The organism is Geobacillus sp. C56-T2 (assembly GCF_007829715.1).
Classification (GTDB): domain Bacteria; phylum Bacillota; class Bacilli; order Bacillales; family Anoxybacillaceae; genus Geobacillus; species Geobacillus icigianus.
In genome coordinates, this window is sequence record NZ_VJWB01000001.1 from 764935 (window position 1) to 780875 (window position 15941).

The 15941-nt window shown below is 45.1% G+C and carries 17 protein-coding genes and 4 pseudogenes; 20 read left to right on the forward strand and 1 reads right to left on the reverse strand.

From position 1 onward, the window contains the following. The first annotated feature begins 170 nt into the window (after positions 1-170). The 16 genes and pseudogenes from GC56T2_RS03935 to GC56T2_RS18335 form a co-directional block, all read left to right on the forward strand. Positions 171-524, forward strand: coding sequence for a hypothetical protein (locus GC56T2_RS03935; RefSeq protein ID WP_144973190.1), 354 nt, complete (start codon positions 171-173; stop codon positions 522-524). Between the two features lie 104 nt (positions 525-628). Continuing rightward, positions 629-1495: a hypothetical protein gene (locus GC56T2_RS03940; RefSeq protein ID WP_144973192.1), complete on the forward strand. Its 867-nt coding sequence runs from the start codon at positions 629-631 to the stop codon at positions 1493-1495. Continuing rightward, on the forward strand, positions 1479-1853 hold the full coding sequence (locus GC56T2_RS18325) for a DUF4304 domain-containing protein (protein ID WP_370454557.1): 375 nt from the start codon (positions 1479-1481) through the stop codon (positions 1851-1853). The genes GC56T2_RS03940 and GC56T2_RS18325 overlap by 17 nt, the downstream gene beginning before the upstream one ends. A gap of 56 nt (positions 1854-1909) precedes the next feature. Further along, the gene (locus GC56T2_RS03950; RefSeq protein WP_144973194.1) at positions 1910-2143 is read left to right on the forward strand and encodes a hypothetical protein; all 234 of its coding nucleotides are present in this window, start codon (positions 1910-1912) and stop codon (positions 2141-2143) included. 105 nt (positions 2144-2248) lie between these two features. Then, entirely contained in the window at positions 2249-2350 is a 102-nt protein-coding gene (locus tag GC56T2_RS18440) for a YxiG family protein (RefSeq protein WP_483299725.1), read from the forward strand. An 83-nt stretch (positions 2351-2433) separates the two neighbouring features. Further along, on the forward strand, positions 2434-3030 hold the full coding sequence (locus GC56T2_RS03960) for a hypothetical protein (protein WP_144973196.1): 597 nt from the start codon (positions 2434-2436) through the stop codon (positions 3028-3030). A 182-nt stretch (positions 3031-3212) separates the two neighbouring features. Further along, positions 3213-3305, forward strand: a pseudogene (locus tag GC56T2_RS18445) (RHS repeat-associated core domain-containing protein); the annotation flags it as partial. A gap of 35 nt (positions 3306-3340) precedes the next feature. Next, positions 3341-3703, forward strand: coding sequence for a hypothetical protein (locus GC56T2_RS03965; protein ID WP_144973198.1), 363 nt, complete (start codon positions 3341-3343; stop codon positions 3701-3703). A 133-nt stretch (positions 3704-3836) separates the two neighbouring features. Further along, positions 3837-5007 (forward strand): annotated as a pseudogene (locus GC56T2_RS03970) (ISL3 family transposase). Positions 5008-5404: 397 nt separating this feature from the next. Continuing rightward, positions 5405-6688 (forward strand): IS110 family RNA-guided transposase, encoded by a 1284-nt coding sequence (locus tag GC56T2_RS03975; RefSeq protein WP_144973200.1) that lies wholly within the window; start codon positions 5405-5407, stop codon positions 6686-6688. 402 nt (positions 6689-7090) lie between these two features. After that, the gene (locus GC56T2_RS03980) at positions 7091-7561 is read left to right on the forward strand and encodes a hypothetical protein (RefSeq protein ID WP_144973202.1); all 471 of its coding nucleotides are present in this window, start codon (positions 7091-7093) and stop codon (positions 7559-7561) included. 113 nt (positions 7562-7674) lie between these two features. Continuing rightward, a pseudogene (locus tag GC56T2_RS18330) lies at positions 7675-7811 on the forward strand (IS701 family transposase); the annotation flags it as partial. 15 nt (positions 7812-7826) lie between these two features. After that, positions 7827-8741 carry a hypothetical protein gene (locus tag GC56T2_RS03985; protein WP_144973204.1) on the forward strand — a complete coding sequence of 305 codons (915 nt, stop codon included), beginning with the start codon at positions 7827-7829 and terminating at the stop codon, positions 8739-8741. Positions 8742-8792: 51 nt separating this feature from the next. Then, positions 8793-9413 carry a hypothetical protein gene (locus GC56T2_RS03990; RefSeq protein WP_255516011.1) on the forward strand — a complete coding sequence of 207 codons (621 nt, stop codon included), beginning with the start codon at positions 8793-8795 and terminating at the stop codon, positions 9411-9413. 371 nt (positions 9414-9784) lie between these two features. Beyond that, complete coding sequence (locus GC56T2_RS03995) at positions 9785-10123, forward strand: Imm8 family immunity protein (RefSeq protein ID WP_172706442.1); 339 nt, start codon at positions 9785-9787, stop codon at positions 10121-10123. Between the two features lie 171 nt (positions 10124-10294). Beyond that, positions 10295-10451, forward strand: a pseudogene (locus GC56T2_RS18335) (RHS repeat domain-containing protein); the annotation flags it as partial. 161 nt (positions 10452-10612) lie between these two features. Here GC56T2_RS18335 and GC56T2_RS04005 read toward each other — a convergent pair. Next, positions 10613-11299 (reverse strand): Crp/Fnr family transcriptional regulator, encoded by a 687-nt coding sequence (locus GC56T2_RS04005; protein WP_144973210.1) that lies wholly within the window; start codon positions 11297-11299, stop codon positions 10613-10615. Between the two features lie 322 nt (positions 11300-11621). Here GC56T2_RS04005 and argC point away from each other — a divergent pair, with 322 nt between their 5' ends. From argC to GC56T2_RS04030, 4 genes are read left to right on the forward strand one after another with little or no spacing between them, the layout of a single operon-like run. Continuing rightward, on the forward strand, positions 11622-12656 hold the full coding sequence (argC, locus tag GC56T2_RS04015; protein WP_144973214.1) for an N-acetyl-gamma-glutamyl-phosphate reductase: 1035 nt from the start codon (positions 11622-11624) through the stop codon (positions 12654-12656). Between the two features lie 16 nt (positions 12657-12672). Then, complete coding sequence (argJ, locus tag GC56T2_RS04020) at positions 12673-13905, forward strand: bifunctional ornithine acetyltransferase/N-acetylglutamate synthase (protein WP_144973216.1); 1233 nt, start codon at positions 12673-12675, stop codon at positions 13903-13905. 12 nt (positions 13906-13917) lie between these two features. Further along, the gene (gene argB, locus GC56T2_RS04025; RefSeq protein ID WP_144973218.1) at positions 13918-14703 is read left to right on the forward strand and encodes an acetylglutamate kinase; all 786 of its coding nucleotides are present in this window, start codon (positions 13918-13920) and stop codon (positions 14701-14703) included. Continuing rightward, entirely contained in the window at positions 14700-15872 is a 1173-nt protein-coding gene (locus GC56T2_RS04030; protein WP_144973220.1) for an acetylornithine transaminase, read from the forward strand. Before argB ends, GC56T2_RS04030 begins: the two co-directional genes overlap by 4 nt. The last annotated feature ends 69 nt before the right edge of the window (positions 15873-15941 follow it).

Here is a 15941-nt window from a genome sequence, read left to right on the forward strand (position 1 = left end):
ACCACATTACCTGATTCCGATCCAAGCAAAGCTTGATGATTTACGTCGAATTTCCCAATCACAACATATACGAGTATTTGTAAGTTGTTCGTATTTAGATCCTGACTATCCGAGAAGCTTTTCGCTGCACACAAGTCGTACTGCAGGTGAATCATCAGGAATGTTATGTAGTGACGGCGGAACAAACAGAAATCGCTTATAAAGCGGAGATTGACCATCTGTTGATCAAAAAGGAAATAGAAATGCCAACATTACAATCGTTCAATCCTAAAGAGAAATTAGAGTTCATCCAGATAAAAGAAATGCAATCTCAAAATGGATTTCAGCTTAGCACTTTTTTAGAGGATGCATACTATTATAAACCGAACTCTAATAAGCTCGATTTCACTTTTGAAGCAGGAGCAGCACTTATGTTCGCCAATCATAATGAAAAAATTTTCATTAGCCTTGGAAACACTCCGTATGTGCTCCTTACGACCTCAAACATTGAGGATATTCATAAGATTTTATTAAAAAGGAGTTAAAGCCTTATACATTACAGATAAAACCTAGTATTTAAAAAAAACAAGTTAACAGAAGAAGATTTTTCTATATATTGCCTCTCTATAAAAAGAAAGGGGTTATATATTTGAATACTGGCAAATTAATATTTACTAAATATTATGAAATTAAAGAATTGGGTGAATGCCAACCTATATATGTAGACTTGGGATTAAAAGACGATATATTGATACTTTATTTACATGAAAATACTAATGGCAATCCCTTTTTATATAAAATAGTCCATTTAGATAATGGAGAGAAGCGGTTGTATGAAGTCGTTGCAAATAAAGAATTACAATTCTTGCAGTTAATAGAAGATAACTATCTACTAATCTGTGGTTACTTAACACATGATCAAGAAAATAATGCATTTATATATGACAAAAAAGGAAATTTATTAAAAGAATTTTGTGTAGGTAATGGAGTAAATACATGTAAAGTAGATCAAGATCACCATATATGGATTGGTTATAGTGATGAAGGAATTTTTCATGAAAGTGAAATAGGAAGTAAGGGAATTGTATGTTTCGATAAAAATGGGGCTATGATATATGATGCATTTGATATGTTAGTTGAGCAACGAAATTTTCCACCCATTGATCATTGTCATGCAGTAAACATTTCTGATTCTAACGATGTATGGCTATATTATTATAGTGCAGATGCAAAATATCCTATAGTGCAATTAAAAAAGAATAGTAATACTGCTTGTTGGTGGGAATCGAATGTTAGTCGTGGAGAAAATTTGGTTGTGGGGCACAATATGGTTTTTGTTGTAACTAATGAAGGAGATATTGTCGGAATTAATCTAGAAAATAAGCAGCATAAAGAATATACAGCATACGATACAAAAGGTAACAAATTAACATTTGATTATTATTTTGGTAGAGGAAGTATATTGTATGGAGTTAGTAAAAATATTATTTACAGGATAAATTTGGAAAGATTATGAATGGAACAATGTTTTCAACAGCCTTCTAGAGCTTCCACGAGATGTTGACGGTGATATTCGATGTAGGTTCTATTTCAAAGTTGAAGGTAAGGAAGTTGACTGTCTTGACCTTGATAGAATAAAGGAAAGTAGTATTATCGTTTCATCATTAGAAGCGAACATTTCAGAAATAATAAATCCATCATTAGAACTCGAAGGTCTTAGAGAACTATTAAAGAAGAAACCCGTTCTCTTATACCAAACAACCATTAATGAGAAACAATATTTAGGTATAGATGAAGGAAGAGCGAAAAAAGACATGGACTATAGCGATCACGGGAATCCGAAACATCATCTTTGGGGGACCACATTGACATAAATGGAAAGAGAAAGTGGGACCAATGAATAAAGATAGAGGAAAGTAGGAAGAAAAATATGAGTTTAGAAAAATTAATAGAGCTTATAGAGATTGGGCATGATATAGAATTTATCTATAAGGGTGAACGTTATTCAATAACTAATACTCAAGTAGGCATTTGCCTTACAAAGTACTATAATTTAAATCAGCAAGAATATACAAATGTAAGTGATTTTATAAATCATGCATTGATTGGTGAAGAAAAATTAAAAGACATTGTATCTCAAATTGAAATTACCGGTATTTTTTAAGCTCGTAGTGCTGGTTAAGACTAGCGCCCAACTAGCGCCGCGGGCAGAAAGTATAGGTGTTGATTTCATAACGTTTTGGAAGAGTAGTAAGAATTAAAAAATAAGATTGGGTTCAAAGGTGTTTCCTCTTTTTATTTCATAGAAAACTCTGGAGATCCCCGCTTTAACCCAGTTGATCCAGAGGAGGGGGATTTTGAGCTAACATGAATAAGGATGCAATCATACAAGAGCTAGAAATGGAGAGAAAGTATCTTCAGATCCTAAAAAAGGAGGGAAAACGGCAAAAGTAAATGAATCTTGAAAAATTCTTTATTAAAAATAAAAACGATTATAGTAAGATGAAAGAAAGATTGAGTCACATTTTTATACTTAATCAATCCATGCCAAATCAGGTCTTTCGTAAAGAGTATAATGGTTTCCTTTTTGGGGAATATCACGGTATGTATGAAGAGCAGTTCTGGAACGGATTGCAAATATTAGCTCGAAAATCAGGTGATAAATATATTCTATTGGCTGAACTAGAAAACGATTATAATGAAAGAATGAAAAGGTATGAATGGGCAAAAATCCCGGTCGATCTTTCGTACGAAAATTATCTAGACATCTTAAACGCAGAACCTTTGGAGAATATTTATATTGGGCTGGTTGACTATAGTTGTAAATTAGTGTTTACCTCACCATCTCTACAATGGGGGATTTGGGGAGAAAGAGATCAGGAGCTTTATGTATTTGCTTGCAAAGAAAATGTTAAGTCCCAATTTAAAGAATCCCTTTTACCGGACGCTTTGCAGTTAAATGAAGCTTTGGATTATATTTATGCAGTCTATCATGACAAGGAAACCGCTAAATCGTTTTGCGAGAAGTTGTTGGAAAACTACAAAAATTAATAACTCGAAGATAATACCGTTTCAAAACTTAAAGGATTAAGGTAACTCTCAAAAGGGGCTGACCCAAAAAGCGATCTCTCCTCAAGAAAGACACAACATATAGTATGGTAGGGAAGCGGCTGGTGCTTATATATAGCGATGAGAGAGGGTGTCCCAGTCGTTTTGGGACACCCTCTTTTTGATTAATGTTAGTGGATTCGGACGGGCATTTCTTCTGGTTTGTAGTTAACGCTGGATTTGCGGTGTATGATGGGTATAAGGCGTATAAAACCGGAAACTGAATGGCCGTAACATGGAGGGACTATAGAGTATGAAAGAATACGAAACATTGTTTAACGAGTATGTACGTGAGCTAACAGAAGCAGTAAAGGAAGAAGAAGAAAGATTAAAAAGAATTAGAGAGATAAATCGTAATAAATTTGATACTGAAGAGGAATTGGAAAATTTCATCAAAGAAAGATTTGACCCAATATGTCATTCAGGAAGAGTTATTGCTGTATTTAGAAAGTATTGGCTTGAATGTAATAAATTAAATGAGGCAAATATCGGCTATGTAAATCCAGAGGATTTTACGGTAGATTGGTTATCAGGAAGACATGAAAGTCTTTATAAGATTGTAACTGACATGGCTTACTATCCAATAGGCATTGATGAATATGGCAATTATTGTTGATAATGATTATTACTGGATCTTCACCACAAAATGTACTTGACAATCAAGTTGTTTTCTGATCAAGGGTACAAAAAATGCGAAATTTCCTGTATGGTAAAGGTAACCAAACCATCAACCATGGAGGAAATTTCGCATGCAATCTCAGTTTATCAAAGATTTGATCACTTTACCAGGCTTTCTTATTCATGGAGAACGAAAAGAGGGAGAACGATGGATTTTTGAACTTTCCCTCCCTCCTCATTGTCCGATCTGCCCGACTTGCTTCGGACGAACCATCAAAATGTCATCGAAACGGAAACAATGGATTCATGGCTATACCAATACGGTCGGTTTATTTTGGATTGAACTTCCCATCGAAAGACGGCGTTGCCAAGCCTGTTCTCTGACGTTCACCGTTTCTTATCCGGGACTTCCGTCTCACAGTATCGCGACGGAATCGTTTCAACAATGGGTCGCCCAGTTATGCATCGGAAAAACGATTCAAGAAGTCGCTCGCTTGTTACAACTCGCCTACACGACCGTAGAACGCTGGTTTTATCAATATGCCCCGGCTCTTTTACCAACATCGAATCCTACCGTCGTATGTGTGGATGAATTCGCTTTCCGAAAGGGACATGATTACGGAGTAGCGGTGATGGACACACAGACTCGGAATGTCCTTTCCATTGCTTCTGGAAAAAATGAAGAAGCCATTGTGGAGACGCTTCAACCCGTCGCCTCCAAAAAGTGAAGTATGTAGTCAGCGACTTGGCTCCTGCCATGAGAAAAACCATGGAAAAGGTATGTCCAAAAGCCATCCATGTTCTTGACCACTTCCATGTGATTTGGTTATTCACCGATGCACGGGAACGTTGTCGCAAATCCCTTGCCAAAGGCGGAACCAAACATGGAAGCGTTCGCCGCGTGTGCCGATTGTTCAGCCAACGTCCAGAAAATGAACAGAAGAAGAGAGACAGGGAGTTCGACAATGGTGCCAAGAAAGTGCTTATTTACGTGATGTTGATCAAGCACTTCAACATTTCCGTTACGTATCCAAAAGCCAAACAACAAAGCAAGCCGAAACTCGTTTGACCCAATGGTTTGACCGGTACCTTTTTAGCGATTGTGCCGCCGTACGCAGGATGGCCAAGGCACTCATCACTCGAAGAGACGCAGTGCTTTCTTGCATCGTTTTTTCTTACTCAAATGGTCCAATGGAAGGAATCAACAACAAAATAAAATTGATCAAAAGGCGAGGATATGGGTATCGAAATATCCAGCGTTTTACTTTGCGTGTCCGTCTAGAGACCTCTATCACATTTTAACGTAAAAATCAAGTACATCTTTTGGTGATGAACCTTATTACTAAAAATTATGGTGTTAAATGGAGAACTCGTAAGGGTATAGGATACACATATAAATCATTCGAATTTCATCCCCCTCATAACGGTCATGGTTATCATTGGCAGTTAAATAGGTGGAGCTATTATCAGGGGAAATTTAGAAGAAGTAGTAAAGGAACTAAACGTTGGACATGGTATGGTAAACGTATTAAGGGATAACTTATAAATAAAGGTGGAACTCTGTTAAGTTCCACCTTTATATTAGGAGCATTCCTGTTAGAAGCTTTTCCGAGGACTTGAACAAAAAAAGCCCTCTTGGTATGATGCAGGGGTGTCAACCAACAAATGGACCCTGAATTCATGCCAAGGAGGACTTCAGATGAATTGTACACAAAATCACAAGATCGATCAAGTCACGGATGAAACACTCGTGGTAGGGATGGACATCGCCAAACGAAAGCACTATGCCTGCTTCGTCGATGCCCGGGGACGCGTGCTCCAGACATCGTTTCCCGTCATCCAGTCGAAACAAGGCTTTGAGCAGCTGGATCAGCGCATTCGACAAGCGATGAACGAGTTTGGGAAAACCAAGGTCATCGTGGCGATCGAGCCGACCGGGCACTACTGGTTGAACCTGGCCTATTTCCTTGAGGAAAAAGGGATCCCGTTGGTCATGGTCAATCCTGCGCATGTGCGCCGATCGAAAGAGCTCGATGACAATCTGCCGACGAAACACGATGCCAAAGACGCACTGGTCATTGCCAGACTGGCGAAAGACGGGCGGTTTAGCTTCCCTCGGCTCCTTCGCGACATCGAAGCGGATTTACGCGTCGGGAGCACGCTGCGGGAGACGTTCATGAACGAGCATACAGCTGTGCGCAACGCGATGATCCGTTGGACCGACCGGTATTTTCCTGAGTTCTCCGCCGTCTTCTCCAACTTAGGGAAAATGGCGCTGGCCGTGCTGGAACTCACCCCGTTTCCGGAGGAGATCACCGGCCGCACCGTGGAGGAGCTTGTGGAGATCTACCGGCAAAGTGAAGGGCTGAAAGCGCCCCAGAAACCGAAAATCCGGAAGCTGCTTGAGGCCGCGAGCCATTCCATTGGCGTGACGGAAGGACAGCAGATGGCCCGTTTTGAGATCGCCGCGCTCGTCCGCCGATATCGCCAATTGGAGGAGGAAATCGCCGCACTGGATGCGGAACTGACAGCATTGGCGCAAACGACCGTGGAATATCAGTGGTTGAAAACGGTGGATGGTCTGGGAGATGCCACGATCGTTGACCTGTTGGCCGAGATCGGGAGCTTTGCCCACTACCGGGACCCGCGGCAACTGATCAAATTCGCGGGCCTGACGCTCAAGGAGAACTCCTCCGGCCAGCACAAAGGGCAAAAACGGATCTCGAAACGGGGACGAAAACGGCTGCGTTCGGTTCTGTTTCGGACGATGATCCCCCTGATCCGCCATAATGAGGCGTTTCGCGAGTTGCATAATGATTACACGACCCGGGCGGTGAATCCGCTGTCCAAAAAACAATCGATCGTGGTGTTGTGCGGCAAACTGCTCAAGGTGTTGTTGACCATCTGCACGAAGAAGCAAGCGTTTGATGGAGAACGAATGAGGCAAGATGTCTTCGCCCATGTTCAAGTCCGGGCCGCCTAGTGCCTATCTTCTCGCGTAAAACGGAACTCTCTTGACAACAGGATGACACCGGAGAAGCTGGCGCGATATCATCCATTCGACCTTGAGTCCCTTAAGGAGCTTAGCCGGCCTCTGCCTGATGAAGAGACCGAACGAGGGAATGTTGGCGCGAAGACGCCCGGAGACATGGGAGGGTTCGTCCTCATCAGCGATGCAGAGATCCAAGGGTGCATCGAATACGCTTATCCCCACTGCAGTAAAAAATACCCAGCAGTGGCCGCGAAGCGCACCCTAGGTCTGTAAGATATCCACAAAACTGAAAAAGGATGTAAGGGATTTTGTCGAAAAATATTTTTTTGACACCCCTGAGAGGCCGCAAAGCCTTGATACATCAATATTTATAGAGGGAGGGAGGAATTAGAGATGAAGAAAAAAAAGTTTAAGGCCGTCAAACTGGATGAATTATCAAAAACGAGAGTTTTCGAACTAGAAGAACAAATTGAAGAAATAATCGTGGATATACTTAACCAGTATCAGCAATTTTTTGTCCAAAATGGCTATATTTTAGATATTAAATTAGAACGAATTAATGAAGTTGATGCTTTGAAAGGTATTGAGGAGCATGGTATGGAAAAAGGTCAATGCTTTGAAACAAATTACTATTCTTTGGTTTGTTTAGCTATTAACGATTCAAGTGGAAAATTAATCGGTAATGAAGAAGAGGGGTATTTAATAGAAAATATCCATATTTGGAATGTCAACAAACCGTTTTTTTCATCAAAAAAGGGATATATAATTAATTTACCGCCTTTCGAAATAAAAAAGGAAATTGAAACAGTAATTAAAGATTTTGCGAGAGTTTTAACTATAACTGTAGATGATCAAATCCGCTAACATAAACTGACAACCAAATAAAGCAGGGGACACGAATCTGCTTCCTTGGTTAGAGTCGATGTACAGGGGGATGCCTCAGGAATCGATGAGCACATTATCAAGGAATCCACAAGTTTTTCACGAGCCTTTACGACAAGACGGCTGGGAAAAGCAAGGGGGGACTCGCGATCGAAACGCCTTCTTCGTTGGATGTACACCGCGTCCCGCTTATGGGCGGATGGATTCGTGCGATCCTTCGCCAACGCTCGTTTTAGGGGTGAAAAATATGAATCAATATGAGGAGACGGTGAGAGATTTAGTTAATAATTTTAATGAGCATAATATAGATATAGTTGCTCCAGATTTAGCTAAGATGGGAAGGGATATAATTACTATCTTACAAAAATACTTTTATAAAGTAGATCCTAATGGTAAGATTGGGATATTAGAAACATTGAGATTAGTAAATGACAGTAGTGTCATCCCTTTTCTGAAAGCTATTCTTGAAGATGAGGCAGAGATATTTTTTGTTAAAGCTTATGCAGAAAGTGTATTGGATTTTTTAGAGGGGAAAGAAACTCAATTAAAAAGAAAAATTCACAATTTATCTAAAAAAAGTGGCACGGATTTAATCGCAGATATAGCTATGATAGGAACAATTGGCGATGACAATGCTATAAGAGAATTAGACAAAATCAAAACGGATAACAAAGAGGCACTGGAACAAATCAAGGTAGCGAAATTACAAATAATGTATGGAATAGAAGAAATAATCAAGGAGTACAGAAAACCAGATTCCCGTTATTCTCACAAAGCATTAGCAGAGGCTATTTATCATTCATTTGATCATCCAGAAGCATCAAACGTTATAATAGAAGATCTCTTTAGTGAGGCATTTGAGCGTATTTTTAGTGCCGTTACTCTACTTGCTTTCGCAGAAAAATTTCCTAAGGACAAAGTTACGAGAGATGTAGTAAATAAGTTCTTTGAAATTTTAACGGGTGATTTTAATATAACACTAAAGGCTCATGCCATACTTGCAATAGGTAGATATGGAAATGCTGATGATGCATCAAGACTTGAAAGAATTGTTGAGGAAAAAACGTATTTAACAAAAAAGAAATTTTGGAAATGGTTAAGTGAAAGCGCGCTGGTCGACGATATCAACATCACGATAAAGAAATTGAAACGAAAGAAATAGACCTTTCCCAATCCAAAAGGGAGCAAAAGAAGTTAAAATAGGGTGATTCCAGTGAATTTAGAAGCTTTATTTGTTAGGGATAAAAAGGAATTTAATAAGCTAATAGAAATGGCTAGTGATGCGTTTTATTTGGAAAATAGATTGCCTAAACAGGTATTCCGAGAACAATTCAATTATTTTTTGTTTGAAGAGTTTGACTGGGGAATGGACGAAGATTTTTGGAGCACAATCCAACAATTATCTAAAGAAACGAAAGATGATTATGTCCTTACCGCAGTGTTGGACCCTAATCCAGTAGAATATTTTTACAAAGAGTTTAATTATTATAATTGGATGAAACTCCCGGTCCATTTATCACCTGATGAATATTTAGATGTTCTTGAATTAGGCCCTGAGGAAAGTCCGGCGGATGCGTTGTTATACAATTCTTATACCATTATTTGGCTACCTCTTTCAATGAAATGGGCAATATGGGGAGAAAGATGTTATGGGATTTGTGTTTTAGGGCTTCAAAATAGGAACAATGGTGCGGATTTATTGCCGATTTTAAAAACTGGGCGTTCTATTGATCAAACAGTTCTATCGTGGGTGGCACTCAATTTTGTAAATCAACAAATTCCACAAGAAATTGCTAATACATTGTTCCTAAATTATTCTAACGGCATCAAGTAATGTGTAACGCGGAGCGATGGGGGAAGCTATATACATGCAACATGAAGAGTTAACCTCTCCGTTATCCTGCACACCCTAAGCGCTGCATCATTTCCTCCAAAGATCTTGTAGGCTCAACCTGCAGGCTGAGCCATGGGGGAGGAAGCTCGTTGCAGGAGAAGTCAAAAGTTAATTTTTCAATGAGCATGTATTATAGATGTAGACGGGCGGTGACAAAAGGGCACATCATGCTCTCGAGCATCGTTTCTTAAATCGAAAAGCTTTGTAGCATTGGGATCGCTTTTCATACGTTCTTCCCATCGATCAAAGGAAATTGCCGTTTTTCACCGGCCTCTTAGAAAAGTTCTATATACATGAAGGGAGTCGTATACATGATAATCCCTGAATTGTTTTGTTTAACGATAATGGAGGAAGACTGGGGAGAGAAGGTTGATGATTTTTGGATAGAAATTGAAGCGGATATTGGTATCAAGGGGAACTCGGATTCTGCTGAAGTATTTACTATTTATGTTACAAGTCCAAAAAGGTTAGAAAATATGGTGGAAAAGTCAGGATTGGAGATAGCGAGAGGATTGTTTATCATGAAAGACTTTAATATTAAAAGTGTAGAGGATCGTCTCAAAAAAATACTTGCCCATTGTTCAAGAAAAACTTGGGGCGAAACAGCTTTAGCTATTAGTTGTTACGCTATTTGGGAGTATGAAAATTAAATCGAAGTATAAATCAGAAATTTTTTAGAAGGCCGGTGAAAAACCGCTGCCACACACCAATTGGAGGCATTTTCATTCAGAAAAGAAAGCCGATTTTGCGAGGTTTCTCTCATTGAGAAATGGGTGGAACTCAGCGGTATTTTGCACGAAATCACTAGCCTCTTATATAAAGGTGATGAAACGATCACGCACAATGTGAACGGGCAACCGCTTCCAAGACGGCCAGTATCGGTATGAACGGAGCGCCGCTGATCCACTTGTCGCGATCACCCGAGAAGGCGAAAGTGCGCCGTTTGTGACGTACCAATACGATGAAGACGGCCGGCGCTATTTTTTGCAAGCCAAAAACAACCTGAGACAAGAAAAGCGGCGGAGGAGAGAGAAATTGTTTGGAGAAGACAACCATGATTGAAGTTTCAAGAGGCTGTCTCCAAAGGGCGTAAGGCGATCTTTGGAGGTCAGCCCCTTCTTTTTTGCCGCACCCGCCTGTCAGTCAATGCTGCACAGCTCGGGCGGGCAGCCTTCGCAGGCGATCTCATCGCGCAAGTATTGCAAATGGTGGACAAGAATTTTTCCTTTTTGCACGGAGATGACGCCTTTTTTCCGCAAGTCGCCGAGCATGCGGTTGACGACTTCACGGGCGGTGCCGCAAAAGTTGGCAAGTTCTTGGTTCGTAAGAGGGAGGTCGATCAAAATGCCGTCTTCTTTCATCACGCCGTAGCTGTTGCAAAGGCGGATGAGCGTGGAATAGAGCGCCCCTTTTTTGCCATGCAAAATCAAATCGCGGAATTTCGTTTGCGTTTTGCGGAAATGGAGGCTCATCCATTTCATGAACTCGATGGCCAGCTTCGGGTTGTTGGCGAGCTCTTGTTCGAGCGCCTCGCGCTTAATGGCGGAAACGACGCCGTCTTCCAGCACTTTCGCCGTCAACATATAGCGGGCGCCCGGGCAAAAGAGCGTCAGCTCGCCGATCAAATCGCCCTCACTGCAAATGCGCAGCGTCAGCTCTCGCCCGTCCATGTCCATTTTGCTGATTTGGATTTTCCCCGATTGAATATAGTAAATCTCGTCTGCCTTTTCCCCTTCTTGAAACAAGTACGTTCCTTTCTCAAGGCGAAGATCATGTCCAAGTGATGGAAGCCATTTTTGCCATTCACGAGATTCAACCTCGTTCATCGGATCACAACCTTGCGTAGAATGTGTCGCTATATAACAGTGTACAGGAAAAAAGAGGGAAGTCAATATAAGGATAGTGGAAAGATTGAAAACTTGTTGAACATTGGTTGAATCTTTCGTGATCGTCTGTACGCTGGAGTCAATGGTGGATGGGTAAAAGAATGGATTCCATCAGTGCAGTCAGAGCAGGTTTGGCCGCTCCGTTGGGAGGTGAATGAGAAAGAAAAAAATTCCTCAAAAATTATTAAATATACATTTGATTTTATTTTTATACAGTATTATAATGGGTACTACATGAGGCACACGGGTGAGGGGGAACGTCATGAAAGTGGCAATCATCGGGGCGACGGGATACAGCGGCGCGGAGCTGTTTCGCTTGTTGCATGGGCATCCGCACGTTGACCGCTGTGACGTCTATTCGTCGTCGCAAGATGGGATTCATTTATCGGAGAGTTTCCCGCACATCGGTGATATCGATGATGTGGTGTTGCATAAACTGGACATCGAGGCGCTCGCCAAGTATGACGCGGTCTTTTTCGCCACGCCGCCCGGGGTGTCGGGGGAGTGGGCGCCGGCGCTTGTCGACCGCGGAGTGAAAGTGATTGACTTATCGGGTGATTTCCGTTTGAAAGACGGCGCGCTGTACGCACAATGGTACGGGCGTGAGGCGGCGCCGGCCGCGTATTTGGAGCGGGCGGTGTACGGATTGACCGAGTGGAACCGGGAAGCGATCCGCGAGGCCGAGCTTTTATCCAACCCGGGCTGCTATCCGACGGCGACGCTGCTTGGTCTGGCTCCGCTTGTCAGAGAAGGATGGGTCAGCGAAGACTCGGTCATCGTTGATGCGAAGTCGGGCGTGTCGGGCGCGGGACGGAAAGCAGGGCTCGGGACGCATTTTTCCGAAGTCAACGAAAACGTGAAAATTTATAAAGTGAATACCCATCAGCACATTCCGGAAATTGAACAAATGCTCGGAACATGGAACGAGGCGATGGAGCCGATCACGTTCAGCACCCATTTGATCCCGATGACAAGAGGCATTATGGCGACGATGTACGCGAAGGCGAAACAGCCGCTTTCCCTTAGCGATTTACTAGATTTATATAAAACAAGTTACGAAGATTCGCCGTTTGTCCGCATTCGCAAGCCGGGGCAGTTTCCGGCAACGAAAGAAGTGTACGGCTCGAACTATTGCGACATCGGCCTCGCCTATGATGAGCGGACGGGACGGGTGACGGTCGTGGCGGTGATCGATAACTTGATGAAAGGGGCGGCCGGGCAGGCGGTGCAAAACTTCAATTTGATGATGGGGTGGGATGAGGCGGCGGGCCTCCCATCCTTGCCGATCTATCCGTAAGGAAGGGGAACGAACGATGACAATGACGAAACAAACGGCGCAAGTGACGGCGCTTGCCGATGGAACGATCGTCACGCCGAAAGGATTTCAAGCGGCTGGAGTGCAAGCCGGGCTGCGCTATTCGAAAAACGATTTAGGAGTCATTATTTGCGACGTGCCAGCTTCGGCCGCCGCGGTGTATACCCAAAGCCATTTTCAGGCCGCGCCGCTGAAAGTGACGCAGGAAAGCCTTGCGGTCGAGCAAACATTGCAGGCGGTCATCGTCAACAGCGCCTGCGCGAACGCCTGCACCGGTGCGCGAGGGCTTCGCGACGCGTATGAAATGCGCGACCTGTGCGCGAAACAATTCGGCCTTGCGCCGCATCATGTGGCCGTCGCTTCAACGGGCGTGATCGGGGAATATTTGCCGATGGAGAAAATCCGCGCCGGCATCGAAACGCTTGCCCCAGGAGCGACGATGGCGGATGCTGAAGCGTTTCAAACGGCCATTTTAACGACCGATACGGTGATGAAGCATGCGTGCTATCAAACGACAATCGACGGCAAGACGGTTACGGTCGGCGGGGCGGCGAAAGGGTCGGGGATGATTCACCCGAACATGGCGACGATGCTTGCGTTCATTACGACCGATGCCAATATTTCGCCGCCGGTGCTGCAGGCGGCGCTGCGAGCGGCTACGGACGTTTCGTTTAACCAAATTACGGTCGACGGCGATACGTCGACGAACGATATGGTCATCGTCATGGCAAGCGGCTTGGCTGGAAACGATGAACTGACGCCGGATCATCCGGAGTGGGAAAACTTTTATGAGGCGCTGCGAAAAACGTGCGAGGACTTGGCCAAACAAATCGCGAGAGACGGCGAGGGAGCGACAAAGCTCATTGAAGTGCGCGTGCGCGGCGCGAAAACGGATGACGAAGCGAAAAAAATCGCCAAGCAAATCGTCGGCTCCAACTTGGTGAAAACGGCCGTCTACGGCGCAGACGCCAACTGGGGGCGGATCATCGGCGCGATCGGCTATGCGGATGCCGACGTGAACCCGGACAACGTCGATGTTGCCATCGGGCCGATCGTAATGTTGAAAGGGAGCGAGCCGCAGCCGTTTTCCGAAGAGGAAGCGGCCGCCTACCTGAAAAACGACATGATCGTCATTGACGTCGATCTTCATATCGGCGATGGCGTTGGAATCGCTTGGGGCTGCGACTTGACGTACGATTACGTGAAAATTAACGCCAGCTACCGGACATAAGGGGAGAGAGAAATGGGGAACACGGTCGTGATCAAATGCGGCGGCAGCGTGCTTGATGAGCTGTCTCCCGCCTTTTTTGCCAGCGTGAAAACGATGCGCGAACAAGGGATGAATGTCGTCATCGTCCACGGCGGCGGCCCGGAAATCGGGCGAATGTTGAAAAAACTGGCGGTGCCGAGCGAGTTTGTCAACGGCTTGCGGAAAACGACCAAAGACGTGCTTGCCGTTGTAGAAATGGTGCTCTCGGGCCAAGTGAACAAACAGCTCGTCGCCATGCTCACCCAGCGCGGCTTGCCGGCGGTCGGCGTTTCGGGCGTGGACGGAGGGCTGCTCGAAGCGGAACCGATTGACTTGAATCAACTTGGCTATGTCGGCCGGGTGAAAACGGTTCGTTCCCGTCTTTTGCGCACGCTGCTTGAAGCGGGCTACATCCCGGTTATTTCCCCGCTTGGCGTCGACCAAAGCGGGCAAACGTACAACATTAACGCCGACACGGCGGCCGGGGCGGTGGCCGCAGCCATCGGCGCGAGCCAGCTCGCCTTTGTGACGAACGTGCCTGGCATTTTGCAAGACGGCGCGCTCGTCGAGGAAGCGACAGCGGAGATGGTCGAGCAGTTGCTCGAAGCCGGCGTCATCACCGGCGGGATGATCCCGAAAGTGAAGGCAGCGCTCTCCGCCTTGTCCGATGCGCTGCCGGAAGTGGTGATCGTCAGCGGCAAAACGCCGTTTTATGAGCAAGGGACATGGCACGGGACAACGATTCGAAAAGAAAACGAAGTGGGGGTCTACTCATCATGAGCGCGCTGTTTCCGACATACAACCGCTGGAAGATTGCTGTGCAATCGGCGGAAGGCACGGTGGTGACCGATGTCAACGGAAAACAATATCTCGATTTTGTCTCCGGTATTGCTGTTTGCAACCTCGGCCATCGTCATCCGCACGTCCAACAGGCGATTGAAAAGCAACTCAATCAATATTGGCACGTATCGAATCTGTTTACGATCCCGATTCAGGAAGAAGTCGCTTCCTTGCTTGTCGCTCATAGCGCCGGAGATTGCGTCTTTTTCTGCAACAGCGGGGCCGAGGCGAACGAAGCGGCGTTAAAGCTGGCGCGCAAACATACGGGAAGGCACAAAGTGATTACGTTCCAGCAATCGTTTCACGGCCGGACGTTTGCGACGATGGCGGCGACCGGGCAGGAGAAAGTGCATAGCGGATTCGGACCGCTCCTTCCGGAATTTATCCATTTGCCGTTCAATGATGTGGCTGCGCTGAAAGAAGCCATGAGCGATGAGATCGCGGCGATGATGCTTGAGGTCGTCCAAGGCGAAGGGGGCGTCCGCCCGGTGGACCCGGCGTTTTTGCAAGCGGCGGCCGAGCTGTGCCAAACATACGGCGCGCTCCTGATCATTGACGAAGTGCAAACCGGCATCGGTCGGACCGGGAAGCCGTTTGCTTACCAGCATTTTGGCATTGAGCCGGATATCATGACGGTCGCCAAAGGACTTGGCAGCGGCATTCCGGTGGGTGCGATGATCGGCAAGGCGTTTTTAAAGGAGTCGTTCGGTCCTGGGATGCACGGATCGACGTTTGGCGGCAACCCGATCGCGATGGCCGCCGCCAAGGCGACGCTTGAGGTCGTGTTCGATCTGGCGTTTTTGCAAGAGGTGCAAGAAAAGGGGAGCTACTTGCTCGGACGGTTAAACGAGGCGCTCTCCCCGCTTGACATCGTCACGGACGTGCGCGGGCTCGGACTGCTCGTCGGTGTGGAATGCCAAATGGACGTCGCGCCGCTGTTGCCTTTAATTCATGAAAGCGGGTTGCTCGTTTTGCCGGCCGGACCAAAGGTGATCCGCCTGCTGCCGCCGCTTGTCGTCACGAAAGCGGAAATCGATCGAGCGGTCGACATGTTGGCAGCGGTGTTGAAAAACGCGGAGGCGTCGGCCGTGTTGTCACCCGATGGTTGAAGGGGCTCATTTTTATTCTTGTTCATGCATAAAAATTCCTTAACGGTTATAAAAATCAAACGATGAGGT

Bases quoted from the DNA above. Each gene is read 5' to 3' on its own strand.
- GC56T2_RS03950 (WP_144973194.1), top strand. From the start codon at position 1,910: ATGAGTTTAGAAAAATTAATAGAGCTTATAGAGATTGGGCATGATATA.
- GC56T2_RS03965 (WP_144973198.1), top strand. From the start codon at position 3,341: ATGAAAGAATACGAAACATTGTTTAACGAGTATGTACGTGAGCTAACA.
- GC56T2_RS03985 (WP_144973204.1), top strand. From the start codon at position 7,827: ATGAATCAATATGAGGAGACGGTGAGAGATTTAGTTAATAATTTTAAT.
- GC56T2_RS03975 (WP_144973200.1), top strand. From the start codon at position 5,405: ATGAATTGTACACAAAATCACAAGATCGATCAAGTCACGGATGAAACA.
- GC56T2_RS03960 (WP_144973196.1), top strand. From the start codon at position 2,434: ATGAATCTTGAAAAATTCTTTATTAAAAATAAAAACGATTATAGTAAG.
- argJ (WP_144973216.1), top strand. From the start codon at position 12,673: ATGACAATGACGAAACAAACGGCGCAAGTGACGGCGCTTGCCGATGGA.
- GC56T2_RS04030 (WP_144973220.1), top strand. From the start codon at position 14,700: ATGAGCGCGCTGTTTCCGACATACAACCGCTGGAAGATTGCTGTGCAA.
- argC (WP_144973214.1), top strand. From the start codon at position 11,622: ATGAAAGTGGCAATCATCGGGGCGACGGGATACAGCGGCGCGGAGCTG.
- GC56T2_RS03995 (WP_172706442.1), top strand. From the start codon at position 9,785: ATGATAATCCCTGAATTGTTTTGTTTAACGATAATGGAGGAAGACTGG.
- argB (WP_144973218.1), top strand. From the start codon at position 13,918: ATGGGGAACACGGTCGTGATCAAATGCGGCGGCAGCGTGCTTGATGAG.
- GC56T2_RS03980 (WP_144973202.1), top strand. From the start codon at position 7,091: ATGAAGAAAAAAAAGTTTAAGGCCGTCAAACTGGATGAATTATCAAAA.
- GC56T2_RS04005 (WP_144973210.1), bottom strand. From the start codon at position 11,299: ATGAACGAGGTTGAATCTCGTGAATGGCAAAAATGGCTTCCATCACTT.